This window comes from Micromonospora sp. NPDC047740 (assembly GCF_043204735.1).
In the GTDB taxonomy this organism is placed as follows: Bacteria; Actinomycetota; Actinomycetes; order Mycobacteriales; family Micromonosporaceae; genus Micromonospora.
The window spans coordinates 231,993-248,092 of record NZ_JBIDCT010000014.1 but is presented as its reverse complement, the minus strand read 5'-3'; the positions used below and the strand labels follow the sequence as shown (position 1 = coordinate 248,092).

At 73.8% G+C, this 16,100-nt stretch carries 15 protein-coding genes and 1 tRNA gene; 7 read left to right on the top strand and 9 right to left on the bottom strand.

The window, feature by feature from the left end; genetic code table 11:
- Positions 1 to 324: 324 nt before the first annotated feature.
- Positions 325 to 2,157: a hypothetical protein gene (locus ACGF4F_RS25840; protein WP_357445385.1), complete on the bottom strand. Its 1,833-nt coding sequence runs from the start codon at positions 2,155 to 2,157 to the stop codon at positions 325 to 327.
- A gap of 102 nt (positions 2,158 to 2,259) precedes the next feature.
- Between ACGF4F_RS25840 and ACGF4F_RS25835 the strand changes: the two genes are divergently transcribed.
- The 4 genes from ACGF4F_RS25835 to ACGF4F_RS25820 all read left to right on the top strand — a co-directional run bounded on the left by ACGF4F_RS25835 (position 2,260) and on the right by ACGF4F_RS25820 (position 4,623).
- Positions 2,260 to 2,343 (top strand) — tRNA-Leu (locus ACGF4F_RS25835).
- 106 nt (positions 2,344 to 2,449) lie between these two features.
- Complete coding sequence (locus ACGF4F_RS25830; RefSeq protein ID WP_357445382.1) at positions 2,450 to 3,289, top strand: Bax inhibitor-1/YccA family protein; 840 nt, start codon at positions 2,450 to 2,452, stop codon at positions 3,287 to 3,289.
- A gap of 126 nt (positions 3,290 to 3,415) precedes the next feature.
- Positions 3,416 to 4,174 carry a Bax inhibitor-1/YccA family protein gene (locus tag ACGF4F_RS25825; protein WP_393080965.1) on the top strand — a complete coding sequence of 253 codons (759 nt, stop codon included), beginning with the start codon at positions 3,416 to 3,418 and terminating at the stop codon, positions 4,172 to 4,174.
- Positions 4,175 to 4,302: 128 nt separating this feature from the next.
- Positions 4,303 to 4,623 (top strand): hypothetical protein, encoded by a 321-nt coding sequence (locus tag ACGF4F_RS25820; protein WP_073832879.1) that lies wholly within the window; start codon positions 4,303 to 4,305, stop codon positions 4,621 to 4,623.
- Positions 4,624 to 4,700: 77 nt separating this feature from the next.
- Here the strand turns inward: ACGF4F_RS25820 and ACGF4F_RS25815 are convergent, their stop codons facing one another.
- From ACGF4F_RS25815 to ACGF4F_RS25800, 4 genes are all read right to left on the bottom strand, one after another.
- A complete protein-coding gene (locus tag ACGF4F_RS25815; RefSeq protein ID WP_393080962.1) occupies positions 4,701 to 6,200 on the bottom strand; it encodes a CHAD domain-containing protein in 1,500 nt (499 codons plus the stop codon).
- A 34-nt stretch (positions 6,201 to 6,234) separates the two neighbouring features.
- Positions 6,235 to 7,497 (bottom strand): acetyl-CoA C-acetyltransferase, encoded by a 1,263-nt coding sequence (locus tag ACGF4F_RS25810; protein ID WP_393080959.1) that lies wholly within the window; start codon positions 7,495 to 7,497, stop codon positions 6,235 to 6,237.
- A 77-nt stretch (positions 7,498 to 7,574) separates the two neighbouring features.
- On the bottom strand, positions 7,575 to 8,372 hold the full coding sequence (locus ACGF4F_RS25805) for an SGNH/GDSL hydrolase family protein (protein ID WP_393080956.1): 798 nt from the start codon (positions 8,370 to 8,372) through the stop codon (positions 7,575 to 7,577).
- 182 nt (positions 8,373 to 8,554) lie between these two features.
- The gene (locus ACGF4F_RS25800) at positions 8,555 to 9,601 is read right to left on the bottom strand and encodes an SGNH/GDSL hydrolase family protein (protein WP_357445367.1); all 1,047 of its coding nucleotides are present in this window, start codon (positions 9,599 to 9,601) and stop codon (positions 8,555 to 8,557) included.
- A 149-nt stretch (positions 9,602 to 9,750) separates the two neighbouring features.
- Here ACGF4F_RS25800 and ACGF4F_RS25795 point away from each other — a divergent pair, with 149 nt between their 5' ends.
- Positions 9,751 to 10,107, top strand: a complete 357-nt coding sequence (locus tag ACGF4F_RS25795; RefSeq protein ID WP_357445364.1) for a YkvA family protein — start codon at positions 9,751 to 9,753, stop codon at positions 10,105 to 10,107.
- An 81-nt stretch (positions 10,108 to 10,188) separates the two neighbouring features.
- Positions 10,189 to 11,559: a cystathionine beta-synthase gene (locus ACGF4F_RS25790; protein ID WP_393080952.1), complete on the top strand. Its 1,371-nt coding sequence runs from the start codon at positions 10,189 to 10,191 to the stop codon at positions 11,557 to 11,559.
- Between the two features lie 46 nt (positions 11,560 to 11,605).
- Here ACGF4F_RS25790 and ACGF4F_RS25785 read toward each other — a convergent pair whose 3' ends face one another.
- The 4 genes from ACGF4F_RS25785 to ACGF4F_RS25770 form a co-directional block, all read right to left on the bottom strand.
- Positions 11,606 to 12,556, bottom strand: a complete 951-nt coding sequence (locus ACGF4F_RS25785; protein ID WP_357445358.1) for a trypsin-like peptidase domain-containing protein — start codon at positions 12,554 to 12,556, stop codon at positions 11,606 to 11,608.
- 110 nt (positions 12,557 to 12,666) lie between these two features.
- The gene (locus ACGF4F_RS25780) at positions 12,667 to 13,176 is read right to left on the bottom strand and encodes a GNAT family N-acetyltransferase (RefSeq protein ID WP_393080948.1); all 510 of its coding nucleotides are present in this window, start codon (positions 13,174 to 13,176) and stop codon (positions 12,667 to 12,669) included.
- Positions 13,173 to 14,102 (bottom strand): ribonuclease Z, encoded by a 930-nt coding sequence (locus tag ACGF4F_RS25775; RefSeq protein WP_393080980.1) that lies wholly within the window; start codon positions 14,100 to 14,102, stop codon positions 13,173 to 13,175. The genes ACGF4F_RS25780 and ACGF4F_RS25775 overlap by 4 nt, the downstream gene beginning before the upstream one ends.
- A 359-nt stretch (positions 14,103 to 14,461) precedes the next feature.
- Positions 14,462 to 15,187: a TetR/AcrR family transcriptional regulator gene (locus ACGF4F_RS25770; RefSeq protein ID WP_393080945.1), complete on the bottom strand. Its 726-nt coding sequence runs from the start codon at positions 15,185 to 15,187 to the stop codon at positions 14,462 to 14,464.
- Positions 15,188 to 15,288: 101 nt separating this feature from the next.
- Between ACGF4F_RS25770 and ACGF4F_RS25765 the strand changes: the two genes are divergently transcribed.
- A complete protein-coding gene (locus ACGF4F_RS25765; RefSeq protein ID WP_393080942.1) occupies positions 15,289 to 16,074 on the top strand; it encodes an SDR family oxidoreductase in 786 nt (261 codons plus the stop codon).
- The last annotated feature ends 26 nt before the right edge of the window (positions 16,075 to 16,100 follow it).

Sequence of the window (16,100 nt, the reverse complement as noted above, 5' to 3'; positions counted from 1 at the left end):
GTCGGCCTACCCGGACGCCTACGCCCAGTGGGAACAGCAGGCCGCCGACCTCGTCGCCCAGCACTGGAACAGCTGACAACACCGATAGAAGCAACCGACCGTTGGCCGGCACCCGAACAAGGGGTGCCGGCCAGCGGCGTTTCCACATCCGGACGTACCGGAGAAAGCCAGTGACGGACGGGCGGAGAAGGCGCACGACGGGGCTGGGGGCGAGGGTGACCGGCGCAGGGATCAAGCGTGACCGCCCGGAGCCGGTCACCCTCGCCCCCAGCCCACAACCGCAACCACCTCACAACCAGCCCACCAGAGCAACCAGAGTCGCGGTCAGAACCGCCAGGTCCAGGCGTCGGCGACCCGGGTGCCCGGGCCGAAGAGCTGCTCCAGGGTCTTGCGCAGGGTCTCCGCGTGCGGCGCGTCGTCGGTCAGTGCCACGCAGGAGGCGCCCCAGAACTGGATGTCCCGGGCCGCCTGCCGGCGTTGCTCGTCGCCGACCGCGGCGGGCACCCCCCGCTTCGCGATGTCGGCGAGCAGGGCTGAGGTGGGGCGCTTGTAGGTGCCCATGGCCGCCGAGCCGTCCCGGCCGTACGAGCCGATGAAGAAGCCTTCGGGCATGCCGAACGCCGCGTCGGCGGCGGTGGCCCAGCGCATCGGCCACGGGTCTGCCGGGGTGGCGGCGGGCACCGGGACCAGCACCCCGCCGGGCCGTACGCACTGCCGCCAGTGGCCGGCCGTGACGAACTCGGGCAGCGCCGGCCGGTCGGCGGTGGGCAGCGGTGTGGGGAAGACGGTGAGCAGGGCCGCGCCGACGGCCAGCGGCACCAGCCGCCGGGCCCGGCCGGATGCCGCCAGCGCCCGGTCCATCGCGAGGGTCAGCACGGTCCCGACCAGCGGCAGCACCGCCAGGGCGAACCGCATCGGCAGCGCGCCGTCCACCACGGGCACCCCGGCCAGCAGGGCGTACGGGGCGGGCAGCCCGGTCCGTTCGCCGGCGACGATGACCTCGGGACCGAGCGACAGCGCCCCCATGACCAGCGCGCCGGCGACGCAGGCGACCACCAGCGGGCGCCGGCCCAGCCAGAGCGCGCAGGCGGCGGTGACCAGCAGCAGCGGCCAGCCGAGGAAGGTGTTGTACTCGGCCGGCCCGGTGGTCAGGCGGGACGCGGTCGCGCTGCCCAGCACGGACTGTGGGGAGAGGGTGGACCAGCTGGCCAGGTCGGCCGAGAAGTAGTCCGGGCTGAACATGCCGTCGGCGACGCCCTGCGGCCCGGCGAACTGGTACCACAACGGGTACGCCAGCACGAGGAGCGCCAGACCGGTGGCGACCATCATTCCCCCGCCGAACGTCGGCAGCGCCCGGCGCAGCAGGGCCCGGTCGGTCAGCCCGTATGCCAGCGCCATCACCAGCAGGGTGACCGCGGTGAGGAAGAGCACTTCCTCGCCGATGAAGAGCTGGGCGGTGACCGCCGCGGCCAGCCCGACCGCCGAGCTGGCCAGCCGCCAGCGGTCCGGTCCGGTCGGGCGGCCGGCCGGGTCGGCGGCCCGGAGCAGCCGGATGACCAGCCAGACGATCACCGGAACCAGCCACTGGGCGGTCATGTGCAGGTGCCCGTTGCTCTGCGAGACCATGCCTGGCCCGAAGCCGCACAGTGCGGCGCCGAGTCCGGCGGCGAGCCGGCGGGCCCGCAGCGTCCGGGTGAAGAGCAGGTACCAGGCGACCGCCGTGCCGGCCAGGTTGCCGGCGGCCAGCAGGGCGAAGGTGACCGGTGCCCCGAACGCCCAGGTGACCGGGGCGAGGAGCACCCCGAGCGCGATGACCGTGGTGTTGGCCATCAGGTTGACCCCGTCGGGGGCGTTGAGCCGGTCGGTGAGCAGGCTGAAGTCGCCGAGCAGGGCGCGTGAGTCGACGGCGAGGAACCACTCGTAGAGGGTCTGGTCCGCCGCGTTGAGGGCGAGCACCCGCTGCCCCGGGGCCGGCCACAGCCCGTGGGTGAGCCAGCCGGCGAGCAGGGTGAAGAGCAGCCCGGCGAGCAGGTCCGCGCGGTGCCGGTCCGCGGTGGCCAGCAGGCGGGCCGTCCGGGTCGGGCGGGGGGCTGCCGGGTCGAGGCGGAGCGCCTGGTCGCGGTCGGGTCCGGGCGCGGTGCGGGCGGCGCTGGTCACGGCCTCGACCATAGCGGTGGCGGCCCGCGGGGTACGCCAGGTGGCGCCGTAGCGGCTACGGTGAGATCTGCACCGCCGCGTGTCGGCGCGCCGGTGCCACCTGCCCGGGTGGTGGAACGGCAGACACGGCCGCCTTAAAAGCGGCTGCCGCAAGGCGTGCGGGTTCGAGCCCCGCCCCGGGCACCAGACTCTCAGCTTTCCCACAGCTTCACTCCCGGCGCGGGGGTGCGTGCCACGTTTACCCTGGAGAGGCACGTTCACGTGCATCGACCCCCTGAGGGAGGCCTGAGAAGTGAAGACCTCGAACCCGGTGCTCGCCCGGCTCGGCCAGGCGGCCGAGCGTGAGCGGGCGGCCGGGTACGCCCAGCCCGGGCCGTACGGTCAGCCCGGATACCCGCAGCAGTACCAGCCGCAGCCGCAGCAGTACCCGACCCCCGGGTACGGCTACCCGGCGGCCGCGCCCACCGTGACCCCCATGACCCTGGACGACGTCGTCGTCAAGACGGTCATGCTGCTCGGCATCCTCGGCGTCTCCGCCGCGGCGGCCTGGGCGCTCGTCCCGGACGCCCTGGTCGGCGTCGCCTGGATCGGTGCCGCGGTCGTCGGTCTGGTGCTCGGTATGATCATCTCGTTCTCGCGGATGGCCAACCCGGCGCTGGTGGTGGCCTACTCGATCGTCGAGGGCGTCTTCGTCGGCATGGTCAGCAAGGCGTTCGAGTCGCTCTACAACGGCATCGTGCTCCAGGCCGTCGTGGCGACCTTCGGCGTGTTCTTCCTGATGGCGACGCTCTACAAGGCGCGGGTCATCCGGGCCACCCCGAAGTTCACCCGGATCATGATCGCGGTCATCGGTGGCCTCTTCGCGGTCATGCTGATCAACCTGGTGCTCGCGCTCTTCGGCGTGCACACCGGCCTGCGCGACAGCGGCCCGCTGGGCATCGGCTTCAGCCTGGTCTGCATCGTGGTCGCCTCGTTGAGCTTCGTCCTCAACTTCGCCCAGATCGAAGACGGCGTGCGGATGGGGCTCCCGCAGCGCTACGCCTGGACCGCCGCGTTCGGCATCGTGGTCGGCCTCGTCTGGCTCTACCTGGAGGTGCTGCGCCTGCTCAGCTACTTCCAGGGCGACGACTGACGGTCCCGCCGCCCGACCTGCGACGCCCGCCTGCCGCGACCGCGGCGGCGGGCGTCCTCGTTTTCCCGCCGCCGCCGGATCACCGGGGGCAGAGTGGGAGCGGGGTACGTCGGCGAGGAGGTCGCGGTGCGGAGTGCCAATCCGGTGCTGACCCGACTGGACGACGTCGGCCGGACCGAGCGCCAGGTGCTCGGTGTCGGGGCCACCGAGACGATGACCGTGGCCGACGTGGTCAGCCGGACGGTCGGTCTGCTGGTGCTCACCGGCGTCACGGCGGTCGCCGCCTGGGTGGTCGTACCGCCGGCGATCTGGATCTCGGCGGCGCTCGTCGGCAGTTCCCTGGCCAGCCTGGCGCTGGTGCTGGTCATCTCCCTCAGGCAGATCACCAGCCCGCCGGTCATCGCCGCGTACGCGGTGCTCCAGGGGCTGTTGCTCGGGGTGGCGAGCCGGGCCTTCGAGATGGTGTATCCGGGGATCGTGGCCCAGGCGGTGATCGGCACCTTCGGCGTCTTCCTCGGGATGGCCCTGCTCTATCGGGCCCGGGTGATCCGGGCCACCCCATGGCTGGCCCGGCTGGTCGTCGGCACGCTCCTCGGGATCGTGGCGCTCGGGCTGGTCAACCTGGTCGCGTACCTGGTCAGCGGGCGGCAGGCCCTGGCGGCGTACAACCTCACCGGCCAGGTCGGCTGGCTGCCGTGGGTCTTCTCGGTGGTGGCGATCATCGCCGGGGCGTTCAGCTTCATCCTCGACTTCGATCTGGTCGAGCGGTCGGTCCGGGCCGGCCTGCCCCGCCGGTACGCCTGGTTCTGCGCGTTCGGGCTGCTGGTCGGGTTGATCTTCCTGTACTGGCAGATCCTCCGCCTGCTCAGCTACGCCCGGCGCTGACCGTTCGACAACTCCAGCTCGGCTGGCGACCATAATTCGGCCTTCGCGCCGGAAGGCGGCGCGCCGGTCCGAATGAAGGCCGGTCTGCCGCCGCGCCGCGACCTGGAGCCGCCGTAGACTCGGCCGCGATGAGCGCAGCGGAACTGGACCGGGCGGTGGAGCTGCTGGTCCGACAGGTCGGGCACTGGCAGCAGCCGCGCTGGTCGGCGGTGGCCGCGGGCGGCAACGTGTCGCGGGCCGACCTGGTGCACAAGCTGGTGCAGGAGATCGCCAACCTGGCGGCGGACGCGGAGGGCGAGCCGCGCCGGGAGGTGCCCCGGCTCGGTAACGATCTGGTCCTGCCCGACCAGCTCCGGGTGGTCGCCGCCGACCTGGTGGCGGCCGGTCCACCGGAGTCGGTGCTGGCCGAGGCCGTCGCCGCGGTGGCCGGCACTCGTTCCGCGCTGTAGCCGCGGCAGTGCGGGCTCGGGGCGGGCCAGGAGCCGAAGTGCTCCCGGATCAGCCGGGCGCCCCGTCGCCGCTGCCGTCAGCCGGCCCGGGTCAGCCAGCGCCGGACCTTCCGCCGCCGGGCCCGGTCCCGCGCCCGCAGCAGATCCGGCAGCTCGCGGTCGGCCGCCGCGGCCTGCCGGGCGTGCAGGACGCCGTACGTGAAGGTGTTCTCGCCGGCGGCGTACGCCCGCAGCGCCTGGCGGCGCAGCACCTCCCGGGTGACCGTCGAGTCCTGGTGCGCGCCGAGCAGGTCCTGCAGGTCCTTGAGGCGCGCCACCAGCCGGGCGGCGGGCTTCCCGGCGGCCGGCTCGCGCACCTCGACCGCGTAGCGGGCCGCCTTGGCCGCCTTGCGCGCCTCGTGCAGGGCGATGTCGGTCCCGCCGGCCCGGTGCCCGGCGGCCAGGGCCCGGTCCAGGCGCTCGTCCGCCCGGCGCAACGCGCGGCGGACCCGGCGGGCTACCCAGCGGGCGTCCACCGCCCGGGCGCGTGGTCCCTCCAGCAGCGCGTCCAGCCGGCGCAGCAGCTCGGCGTACCGGTCGGAGTCGAGTGCCGTGCGTAGCTCGTCGAGCGCCGTGGCCAGGTCGGCGGCGAACCGCTCGGCGAGCCGCGCCGTGACCGGGCCGAGCACCAGCTCGTCCGACTCCGCGTGGACGGCGTCGGCGAGCCGGGCGGCCATCACCTGGGTGTCCCGGACCGGCCCGAGCTGCCCGCCCAGCCAGCGCAGCTCGCCGCGCACCAACTCGCTCTCCCGCCGGTCCCACAGCCCGCGGAACGTACGCAGGGTGGAGCGGAGCCGGCGGACGGCGACCCGCATGTCGTGCACCGCGTCCTCGTCGCCGCTCCGCGCGCCCGGGTGGTTGCCGATCAGGGCGTCGCGCTGGGCTGCGGCGTAGTCGAGCACCGGCGCGGCACCGGGATCGGCGGGCGCCGGCCGGGCGGCCGCGAGCCGGCTGGCGAGCGCCCGGTGCGACTTGGACACCGGCACCGGCCGGGCCCCGGCCTCGCGCAGCCGCCCCTCCACGGCGTCGAGCAGGGCCTCGTCGCCGTCGACCAGCTCGACCTCGATCTCGTGCCACGCCTGCCGCTCGCCGCCGACCAGATCGTGGGCCTCGACGCGGTCCTCGGCCACCTCGGCCAAGGTCCGGCCGGCCGGGTCGAGGAGGCGGCGTTCCCGGCGGCGGGTGACGATCCGGGCGGCCGGGGCGACCGGCCGGCCTCGGGACGCGGCCCGGAAGAGCGCGACCAACTCGGGCGGCGGGTCGCCGTCATCCGGCCCGGCGGGGAACTGGTACTCGGTCCGGGGGCCGCCGGCGGCCCCGACCTTGAGGTGCCAGCCCGCGTCGTGCCCGCCGGTACGCCGTCGCAGCGCGAAGCCGCTCCGGGCCAGCCGCAGGTCGGTGGTGTCCAGGTAGACGGCGTCCAGGTCGAGGGCGGTGGCGTCGGACATCGCCGTGACGCCACCGCACCCCGTCAGGTCCGGCAGCCGGAATGCCTCGTCCCCGGAGTACTTGCGCTCGCGTTCCACGACGATGGCCATGGCGCCTCCGCTACCCGGGTCCGTCTCCGTCGAATCAGTTCAGCCGTTCGAGCACCATGGCCATGCCCTGGCCGCCGCCGACACACATGGTCTCCAGACCGACGGTCCGGTCGTGCCACTCCAGGGCGTTGAGCAGGGTGCCGGTGATCCGGGCCCCGGTCATGCCGAACGGGTGCCCGACGGCGATCGCGCCGCCCATCACGTTCAGCTTCTCCTCCGGGATGCCGAGCTGCCGGTACGACGGGATTACCTGCGCGGCGAACGCCTCGTTGATCTCGACGAGGTCGACGTCGTCGATGGTCATGCCGGCCCGCTTGAGCGCCTGCTTCGACGCCTCGACCGGGCCGAGTCCCATGATCTCCGGGGAGAGCGCGGTGACGCCGGTGGAGACGATCCGGGCCAGCGGGGTGAGGCCGAGGTCCCGCGCCCGCTGGGCGCTCATCACGATCACGGCGGCGGCGCCGTCGTTGAGCGGGCAGCAGTTGCCGGCGGTGATCCGGCCGTTTGGACGGAAGACCGGCTTCAGACCGGCGACACCGGCCAGGGTCACGCCCGGCCGTGGGCCGTCGTCGGCGCTGACCACGGTGCCGTCCGGGGTGGTCACCGGGGTGATCTCACGGGCCCAGAAGCCGTCCGCGATCGCCTTCTCGGCCAGGTTCTGGCTGCGGACACCGAAGGCGTCCATGTCCTCGCGGGTGATGTCGTAGACCTGGGCGAGGTTCTCCGCGGTCTGCCCCATCGCCAGGTAGATGTCGGGGAGTTGGCCGGCCTCGCGCGGGTCGGTCCACACCTCGGCGCCGCCCTGGGCGCGGACCGCGGACCGCTCGCGCGCCGCCGCGAAGCGGGGGTTCTCCCAACCGCCGCCGACCAGCGCCCGCGCCTCCGGCGGCAGGGTGTCCGAGTTGCCCCGGGCGTACCGGGAGACGGTCTCGACGCCGGCGGAGATGAAGACGTCGCCCTCGCCGGCCCGGATCGCGTGCATGGCCATCCGGGTGGTCTGCAGCGAGGAGGCGCAGTATCGGGTCAGCGTGGCGCCGGGCAGGCCGTCCAGGCCGAGCAGGGTGGCGACCACCCGGGCCATGTTGAAGCCCTGCTCGCCCCCGGGCAGGCCGCAGCCCAGGTAGAGGTCGTCGATCGTGGTGGGGTCGAGCGCGGGTACCTTGTCGAGGGCGGCCTGGACGATGGTGGCGGCCAGATCGTCCGGGCGGACGTCCCGCAGGGAACCCTTGAACGCGCGACCGATGGGGGACCGGGCGGTGGCGACGATGACGGCGTCGCGGGGCGACTCAATCGGCATGAACCAACGTTAACCCGCGAGTAACTTGCGGCGGAAGCTGGCCGCCGGGCGGGAAATGTCACGCCCGGCGGGCCCGGTCAGTGGTGCCGGGAGGCGACCGCCGCGGCCGCCTCGACCGTGGGGAGCAGGGCGTGCGCCCAGACCCGGTAGCCGTCGGCGGAGGGGTGGAAGGCGTCGTGGCAGAGCGTCCCCGCGTCCGCCCGGAACACCGGGCCGGTCTCGGTGCCCAGGTCGACGACGCTGCCCCCGGCGTCCAGCACGGCCGACAGTTGGGCGCGGGCGAGCCGCCGCCCGGACCAGGCGAGCACGTGCCGGAGCGGGGACGCGACCGCGCGGACCGCGCCGAGGTCGGGGCAGGTGCCCACCACCACCTCGACGTGCGCCTCGCGCAGCCGGCGCACCGCTGAGCTCAGGTACGCGGCCGCGTCCGCCGGGCGGACCATCGCGGTCGCGTCGTTGGCCCCGATCAGGATCACCGCCACGTCGGGGCGTTCACCGAGCAGCGCCCGGGCCACCTGGGTGGCCAGGTCGGTGGAGCGGGACCCGGAGACGCCCACGCTGGACAGGTGCACCCGCCGGCCGGTCGGCCCCTCGGCCAGCAGGTGGGCGAGCTGGCCGCCGATGGTCTCCTCGAAGCGGTCCACCCCGACGCCGAGCGCCGACGAGTCGCCGAGCAGCACCAGCCGCAGCGGCGGCGCGTCCGCCCGGCCGACCGTGGCGCGCAGCGCGAGGCTCAGCTCGGGCTGCGCGTAGTGGCGGCTGCGGGCGGCGATGGCCTGGCCGGCGAGGATCGCCGCCCCACCCACCGTGCCGGCGACCAGGGAGAGGGCCGCGGCCCGACCCAGCCGGACCACGAACTCGTTACGCCCCGTCATGACGACACCTCCCCAGGGCCGACGGCGCACAGGCCGGTCGGCTCGCGAGCCGTGCTCATGCCACGCTCGCGTTGTGCCTGATGATGCCCCCACTGGGCCCGCTCACGCCAGCCCTCCGCTTCGCTTCGGGCTGCCATGAGGCACCAGCGCACTACAGTGATGATTCGCTCGCTGACGCTCGCTCATGCCAGTCCCTCCAGGGTCGATGACTCGGCGTGGTCACCGGAGTGCGGCACCGCGCCGACGCCGAAGAAGGCACGCCGCCGAAGCTGCGCCCAGCGCCCCCCGGGCCCGTGGTCGCGGCCCCGGACCTGGGTGCCGCTGACCTCGGTGCCCGCGTGCCGGGCCGCCTCGTGGGCGGCCTCCGGGAGCGACCGTACGCCTTCCCGGCCGGGCAGCGGAGGCCGGCGGTCCTGACCGGCGCCGAGCGCGGAGAGCAGGGTGGGCAGCATCGCCGCCGCGGCGACCGCGTACCCCTCAGCGGACGGATGGAACCGGTCCCAGGCGAACATCCGGGCCGGCTCGGCGGCGAACCGGGGACCGAGCAGGTCGCCGAGGGAGACCGTTCGGCCGCCGGCCTCGACCACCGCCACCGTCTGCGCGGCGGCGAGCTGGCGGCTCCAGCGGCGGGCCAGCCAGCGCAGCGGCGGCTGGATCGGCTGGATCGCCCCCAGGTCGGGGCAGGTGCCGACGACCACCTCGCAGCCGGCCGCGCGCAGCGTGCGGACCGCGTCGACCAGGTAGCGCACCGCCACCGACGGCGGAGTGCGATTGGTGACGTCGTTGCCGCCGATCAGGATGACCGCGATGTCCGGCTCGACCTCCAGGGCCGACTCGACCTGCGGCTTCAGCCCGGCCGACAGGGCGCCCACCACGGCGAACCGGTGCAGCCGGACCGGCCGGTGCAGCCGGCGGGACAGCCCGGTGGCCAGCAGCGCACCCGGGGTCTCCCGGCGGCGGTGCACGCCGTAGCCGGCGGCCGAGGAGTCGCCCAGGATCACCATGGTGACGGGCGGGCCGGGAAGCTTCGCGCCGTAGACCCCGTCGCAGCGGGGCGGGGGTGCCTCGGCCATCGGGATGGTGCGCCGGGCCTGCCGGGCCTGGCCGAGCAGCACTCCGCCCGTCGCGACGGTGGCCGCCACGGTGGCGCCCGTGCCGATCGCCGCCAGGCGGGCGATCTGCCGGGCTCGCCGCCAGCCGGCTGGTACGGCGGAACCAGCTTCCCCCATGAAACGACACTATCGCGCCGTTTCGACACCCGCTCTCCGCGATCGTGCGGCTGACAAAGCGCGGTTCCGGGTACCTGTTTCCGGGCGGGTGGCGGCGCTCTTGCGCCGGGGCCGCACTCTGGTCGGGCGAGCGGAAAGGGGCGACACACATGGGCAGGACGTTGAAGCGGAGCGCGGCCTTCGCCGCGTTGGCCCGGGCGCTGGCGAGCGGGGCGCGGGGCGGTCCCGCGCTCGGTGCCCGGCTGGCGGCGCTGCCCCGGATGATCCGGGCCACCGCCAAGGGGGAGTACGACGGCGGCCTGCGGCTGGCCCTGATGGCCGCGGCCACGGCGTACGTGGTCTCGCCGATCGACCTGCTGCCGGAGATCCCGCTGGCGGTGCTCGGCCTGGCCGACGACGCGGTGATGGTCACCTGGCTGGCCGGCAGCGTGCTCGCCGAGACCGAGCGGTTCCTGGAGTGGGAGGCGCGGCGAAGCTCCGTCATCCCGGGACGTGTGGTGCCCTGACGGCACGTACCCTGGGCGACGAATGAACGTCTGCTAGGACGCCGACGCCGACGCCGGCGCCGCAACGAAGGGCACAACGAGGTGCAGTACTACGACAACGTCGTCGACCTGATCGGCAACACCCCGCTGGTCCGCCTGCGCAACGTCACCGAGGGCATCCAGGCGACCGTGCTCGCGAAGGTGGAGTACGTCAACCCGGGCGGCTCGGTCAAGGACCGGATCGCGCTGCGGATGGTGGAGGATGCCGAGCAGGCGGGGCTGCTCAAGCCCGGGGGCACCATCGTCGAGCCGACCAGCGGCAACACCGGCGTCGGGCTGGCCCTGGTGGCCCAGCTCAAGGGGTACAAGTGCGTGTTCGTCTGCCCGGACAAGGTCAGCCAGGACAAGCAGGACGTGCTGCGCGCGTACGGTGCCGAGGTGGTGGTCTGCCCGACCGCGGTGGCGCCGGAGGACCCGCGCTCCTACTACAACGTCTCCGATCGGCTGGCCCGGGAGATCCCCGGCGCGTGGAAGCCCAACCAGTACAGCAACCCGGCCAACCCCCGCTCGCACTACGAGACCACCGGCCCGGAGATCTGGCAGCAGACCGAGGGACGGATCACCCACTTCGTCGCGGGCGTCGGCACCGGCGGCACCATCTCCGGCATCGGCCGCTACCTCAAGGAGGCCTCCGAGGGGCGGGTCAAGGTCGTCGGCGCGGACCCGGAGGGTTCGGTCTACTCCGGCGGCACCGGCCGGCCGTACCTGGTCGAGGGCGTCGGTGAGGACTTCTGGCCGGAGACGTACGACCGGACCATCGCCGACGAGATCGTCGAGGTCTCCGACAAGGAATCCTTCGAGATGACCCGGCGGCTGGCTCGCGAGGAGGGCCTGCTGGTCGGCGGCTCCTGCGGCATGGCTGTGGTGGGTGCCCTGGAGGTGGCCCGCAAGGCCGGCCCGGACGACGTGGTCGTGGTGCTGCTGCCGGACGGCGGCCGGGGCTACCTGTCGAAGATCTTCAACGACAACTGGATGGCCCGGTACGGCTTCCTGGACAACTCCGGCGCCGAGCCGACGGTTGCCGACGCGCTCGCCAGCAAGCCGGGCGGGCTGCCCGAACTGGTGCACGTCCACCCGACCGAGACGGTCCGCGACGCCATCGACTACATGCGCGAGTACGGCGTCTCCCAGCTCCCGGTGCTCAAGGCCGAGCCGCCGGTGGTCACCGGCGAGGTGGCCGGCTCGATCGCCGAGAAGGACCTGCTCGACGCGCTCTTCACCGGCCAGGCCCACCTGCACGACACGATCGAGCGGCACATGGCCGCGCCGCTGCCGATGATCGGCGGCGGGCAGCCGGTGAGCGAGGCGGTCGGGCTGCTGGAGAAGGCCGACGCCGCCCTGGTGCTGGTCGACGGCAAGCCCAAGGGCGTGCTGACCCGGCAGGACCTGCTCGCCCACCTCGGCGCGCGCTGAGTCCACCGACGAGGGCCGTTCCCGCCGGGGAGCGGCCCTCGTCGCGTCAGCGGCTCAGCTCCGTCGGCACCGCCACCACGTCGACGAGGGCGCCCCGGCGCAGCACGGTGACCGGCAGCCGGGCGCCGATGGCCGGGCCGAGCATCAGCCGCTGCAGGCCCTGTCCGTCCTGCACGGGCCGGCCGCCGGCGGCGAGGATCACGTCGCCCAGGTAGATCCCGGCCATCCCGGCCGGGCTGCCCGGCACCACCTCCACCACGCGCAGCCCGCGTCGCTGCCCGGTCCGGGCGACGACCTCCGGCGGCAGCGGAACCGGCACGCCGGCGACCCCCAGCCAGGCTCGGCGTACCCGGCCGTCGGCGGTCAGGTCGGTGATGATCTGCCGGGTGGTGGCGTTGATCGGCACGGCGAGGCCGAGGCCGTACCCGGCGACTGCCGTGTTCACCCCGACCACCCGGCCGCTGGAGTCGGCCAGCGCCCCGCCGGAGTTTCCCGGGTTCAGCGCCGCGTCGGTCTGGATGACGTCCTCGATCAGCCGGGTGACCCGCCCGTCCCGGGCCGGCAGCGACCGGCCCAGCCCGGAGACCACCCCGGCGGTGACCGAGCCGGCCAACCCCAGCGGGTTGCCGACCGCGACCACGAGCTGGCCGATCCGCAGGCGGTCCGCGTCGCCCAGCTCCACCGGCGGCACGGTCGTCTCCTCCGCCCGCAGCACGGCCAGGTCGGACAGCGGGTCGGCGCCGACCACCCGGAACCCGGTTTCGACGCCGTCGCCGAAGGCGGCCGAGCCGTTCCGGGCGCCCTGCACCACGTGCGCGCTGGTGAGCAGCAGTCCGTCCGGGCCGATCACCACGGCGGAGCCGGCGCCCGCGCCGCGCGCGGTCCGCACCGACAGGGCGGCCACGCTGGGCAGCACCCGCGCGGCCACGCCGGTCACCACCCGGGAGTACGCGTCGAGCGCGGCGTCCTCCGCCCGCTCGGTGTGCTCGGTGTCCATGCCGGTGCCAACGCGCCCGCGCCGACGCCCATGCCCCGATCCGCTCAGAGCGAACGGCGTGCCGCTGGTCGGGAAGAGGTCTTCCTGGGCCGTTTGCGGTGACGGGACCCTCAGACTTCGCGTGCGTAGCGGAGCTGGGAAACGGTTGCGGGGCCGATCCGGTCATCGCGGCGGGCGTCGGTGGCGGTCCAGCCGCCGCGCTCGTAGAACCGACGGGCGGTCGTGTTCCGCTCCAGCACCCAGAGCACGGCCCGGACCCAGCCGCGCGCCCGCATCGCGTCGAGGGCGTCGACCATCAGCGCCCGCCCGGTGCCGCGGCCCCGCTCGTCGGGCTCGAGGTGGATCGCGTTGAGCAGTCCGGTGGCGGGATCGCCCTCGTCGTCGGGGCCCAGGTAGCTGAAGCCGACGCGTCGGCCGTCGCGCTCGGCGACCGTCATCCGGTGGTCGTCCCGCTCCCACTGCCAGCGCTCGACCCAGTACCGGCCCATCGCCTCCGGCGTCGGCTCGGCCAGCGCCGCCGCCGGCAGAAACGACCCGTATGCCGCCACCCGGGAGCGCTGGTGCAGGGCGCCGACCGCCATCAGGTCGGCCTCGGTGGCGGGGCGCAGGGCGACAGTCACCCGGCCGAGGCTACCCGCCGGGGCGGCACCGGCACGGTCATCAGGTCCTCGGCGATCACCAGCTCCCCGGTGAAGTGCGCGCGGGCCTCGTCGGCGAACCGGCGGGGATCGGCGTACCGCTGGGAGAAGTGGGTGAGCACGAGGGTGCGTACCCCGGACTCGGCCGCCACCCGTGCGGCCTGCGCCGCGGTCAGGTGGCCGACCTCGGCGGCGAGGGCGGCCTCCGATTCCAGGAACGTCGCCTCGATGACCAGCAGGTCGGCGTGCTCGGCCAGGGCCCATACCCCGTCGCAGAGCCCGGTGTCCATCACGAAGGCGAACCGCTGGCCGGGGCGGGTCACGCTCACCTCGTCCCGGGTGACGCGGCGTCCGGCCAGGTCCAGGTGGCCGACGCGGAGCAGCTCGCCGACCGCCGGGCCGGCGACGCCGTACGCGGCCAGCTTCTCCGGCAGCATCCGGCAGCCGTCCGGCTCGACGAGCCGGTAGCCGTACGTCTCGATCGGGTGCTGCAGCCGGCGGGCTTCCAGCGTGCCGATGCCCAGGCTGATCCGCTGCCCGTCGACCTCGATCGGCTCCACGGTCAGCTCGGCCGCCTCGTGGAAGCTCGACGCGTGGTGCAGCCGGTGGAAGTACTCGATGCCACCGGCCGGGAAGGTCACGGCCACCGGGTGCGGCACCCGGTCCAGGGAGAGCCGCTGGATCACGCCGGGCAGGCCCAGGCAGTGGTCGCCGTGGAAGTGGGTGACGCAGATCCGGGTGAGGTCGGTGGCCGAGATCCCGGTGTGCAGCAGCTGCCGTTGGCTGCCCTCGCCCGGGTCGAAGAGGAGCACCTCGTCGTCCCAGCGCAGCAGGTAGCCGTTGTGGTTGCGCTGTCGGGTGGGGGCCTGGCTGGCCGTACCGAGCACCACCAGCTCGCGCATGGACACCGCAACCCCCTGGAGCATGAAGCGACCCCCGGGGCTTCCGCGCTCGCGCGCGGGCCGGCTGGACTGGGCCGGCACCCCGGGGGTCGGGTGGCTGTCGTGGATTCGCCGCACCGCTGCCACACGGTCTCGACGATGGTGCCTGTGCCCGCCTCGCGGCGGACGGGATTACTGTCGAGGACAGCGGCTAGCGGACAGCCACCTCACGAGTCCGATTGCTATACAAAGCTGGACCACCTCCTTTCCCGTGTACCGCCACGCTATCCACTTCCCGGCGACCCCGGCAACGGATTTCGATCACAGACCCGCCCGAAGCCCGAACCACGTTCAGCGGCTGTCGGCGGGCGATCGCGTTCGGGGCGCTACGAACTTGATGACGTAGGTGGATCAGGGCGTGCGGCGATGATCCCGGCGATGCCGTCGAGGATGCACCGCAGGCCGAACTGGAATCCGTCGTTGTCGCTCGGACCGAATGCTCCGTTTTCGGCCGCTTCGACCAGTGCCGGGTAAGCGGTGGCGTGGCTCCGCAGCAGCTGGGTCAGCCCGGTGGCCAGCTGGGCCCCGCCTTCGGCGGCAATGCCGGTCTCGGCCTGCACCTGGTTGCGGACGTGTCCGATGACCACCAGGGCGGCGTCGACCCGTTCCGGGCCGCTCAGGCCGGTGCCGGCCAGGGCGGCCACCGCCCGCTCCAACCAGCTCAGCTCGCGAGGGCCGACGGCACGCACCTGCGTGGTCGCCTCGGCGAGCCAGGGATGGCGCCGGAACACGGTGTGGAGCCGATCCGCCCAGCCTTGCAGCCCGGCTTGCCAGCCGGCTGAGGTGTCGACGGGCGGGGCCTGACCCATCGCTGTGTCGATCATGAGGGCGACCAGTTCCGCGCGACCGGGTACGTGCCGGTACAGCGACATCGCGGTGAAGCCGAACCGGTCCGCCACCCGCTTCATGGTGACAGCCGCCAGCCCTTCGGTGTCGGCGATCTCGATCGCCGCGTCGGTGATCTGCGCCGGGTTGAGCGCTGGCCGAGGCCCGCGGCTGCGTCGCCCGCCGTCCCCCCAGAGCAGCTCCATCGCACTCGCCTCGACGTTCACCCGGCCTCCTCGTGCCCGTCCTCCGGGCTTGACGCCCGCTTCCGGCACTGTGTATAACATAAACAGAACTGCTTAGGCGATAAACAGTTAAGGGTGGGGACGTGGCAGCATTGATGGGCAGGACGGCGCTGGTCACCGGCGGGTCGCGGGGCATCGGCCGGGGCATCTGTGAGCGGCTCGGCGCCGAGGGCGCGCTGGTCGCCGTGCACTACGCCAGCAACGACGCCGCCGCCAAGGAGACCGTCGCAGCGATCGAGGCGGCCGGCGGGCGGGCGTTCCTGATCAAGGCCGAGCTGGGCGTTGACGGCGACGCCGACACCGTGATCGCGGCACTCGAGGCGGGGCTGCGGGAGAGGACCGGGCAGGCCCGGTTGGACATCCTGGTCAACAACGCCGGTGTCAACGACTCCGACGGCGGCATCGACAGCGAGACCCCGCAGGCGTTCGACCGGCTGTTCGCGGTCAACGTGCGCGCGCCGTTCTTCCTCATCCAGAAGGCGCTGCCGCTGATGGGCGACGGCGGGCGGATCATCAACATCGGATCCGGCGTCACGCGGATTGCCCTCCCCGGCGAGCTGGCCTACGCGATGACCAAGGCCGCGATCGAAACCCTGACCCGCAACGTGGCGAACCAGCTCGGTTCGCGCGGCATCACCGTCAACACCGTGGCCCCGGGGCCGACGCGTACCGACAAGACGGCGTTCTTCCTCGACCGTCCCGAGGCCCAGGCCGCGGTCGCGGCGTCTCAGGCCATCGAGCGCGTGGGCACGCCCGCCGACATCGCCAATGTGGTCGCGTTCCTCGCCAGCGAGGACAGCGCCTGGCTTACCGCCAACCTCATCGACGCCACGGGCGGCAGCTACCTCGGGCCCAAGAGACTCGGCTGAGGCCCGATTTTGGTGGTGGTCGAGGC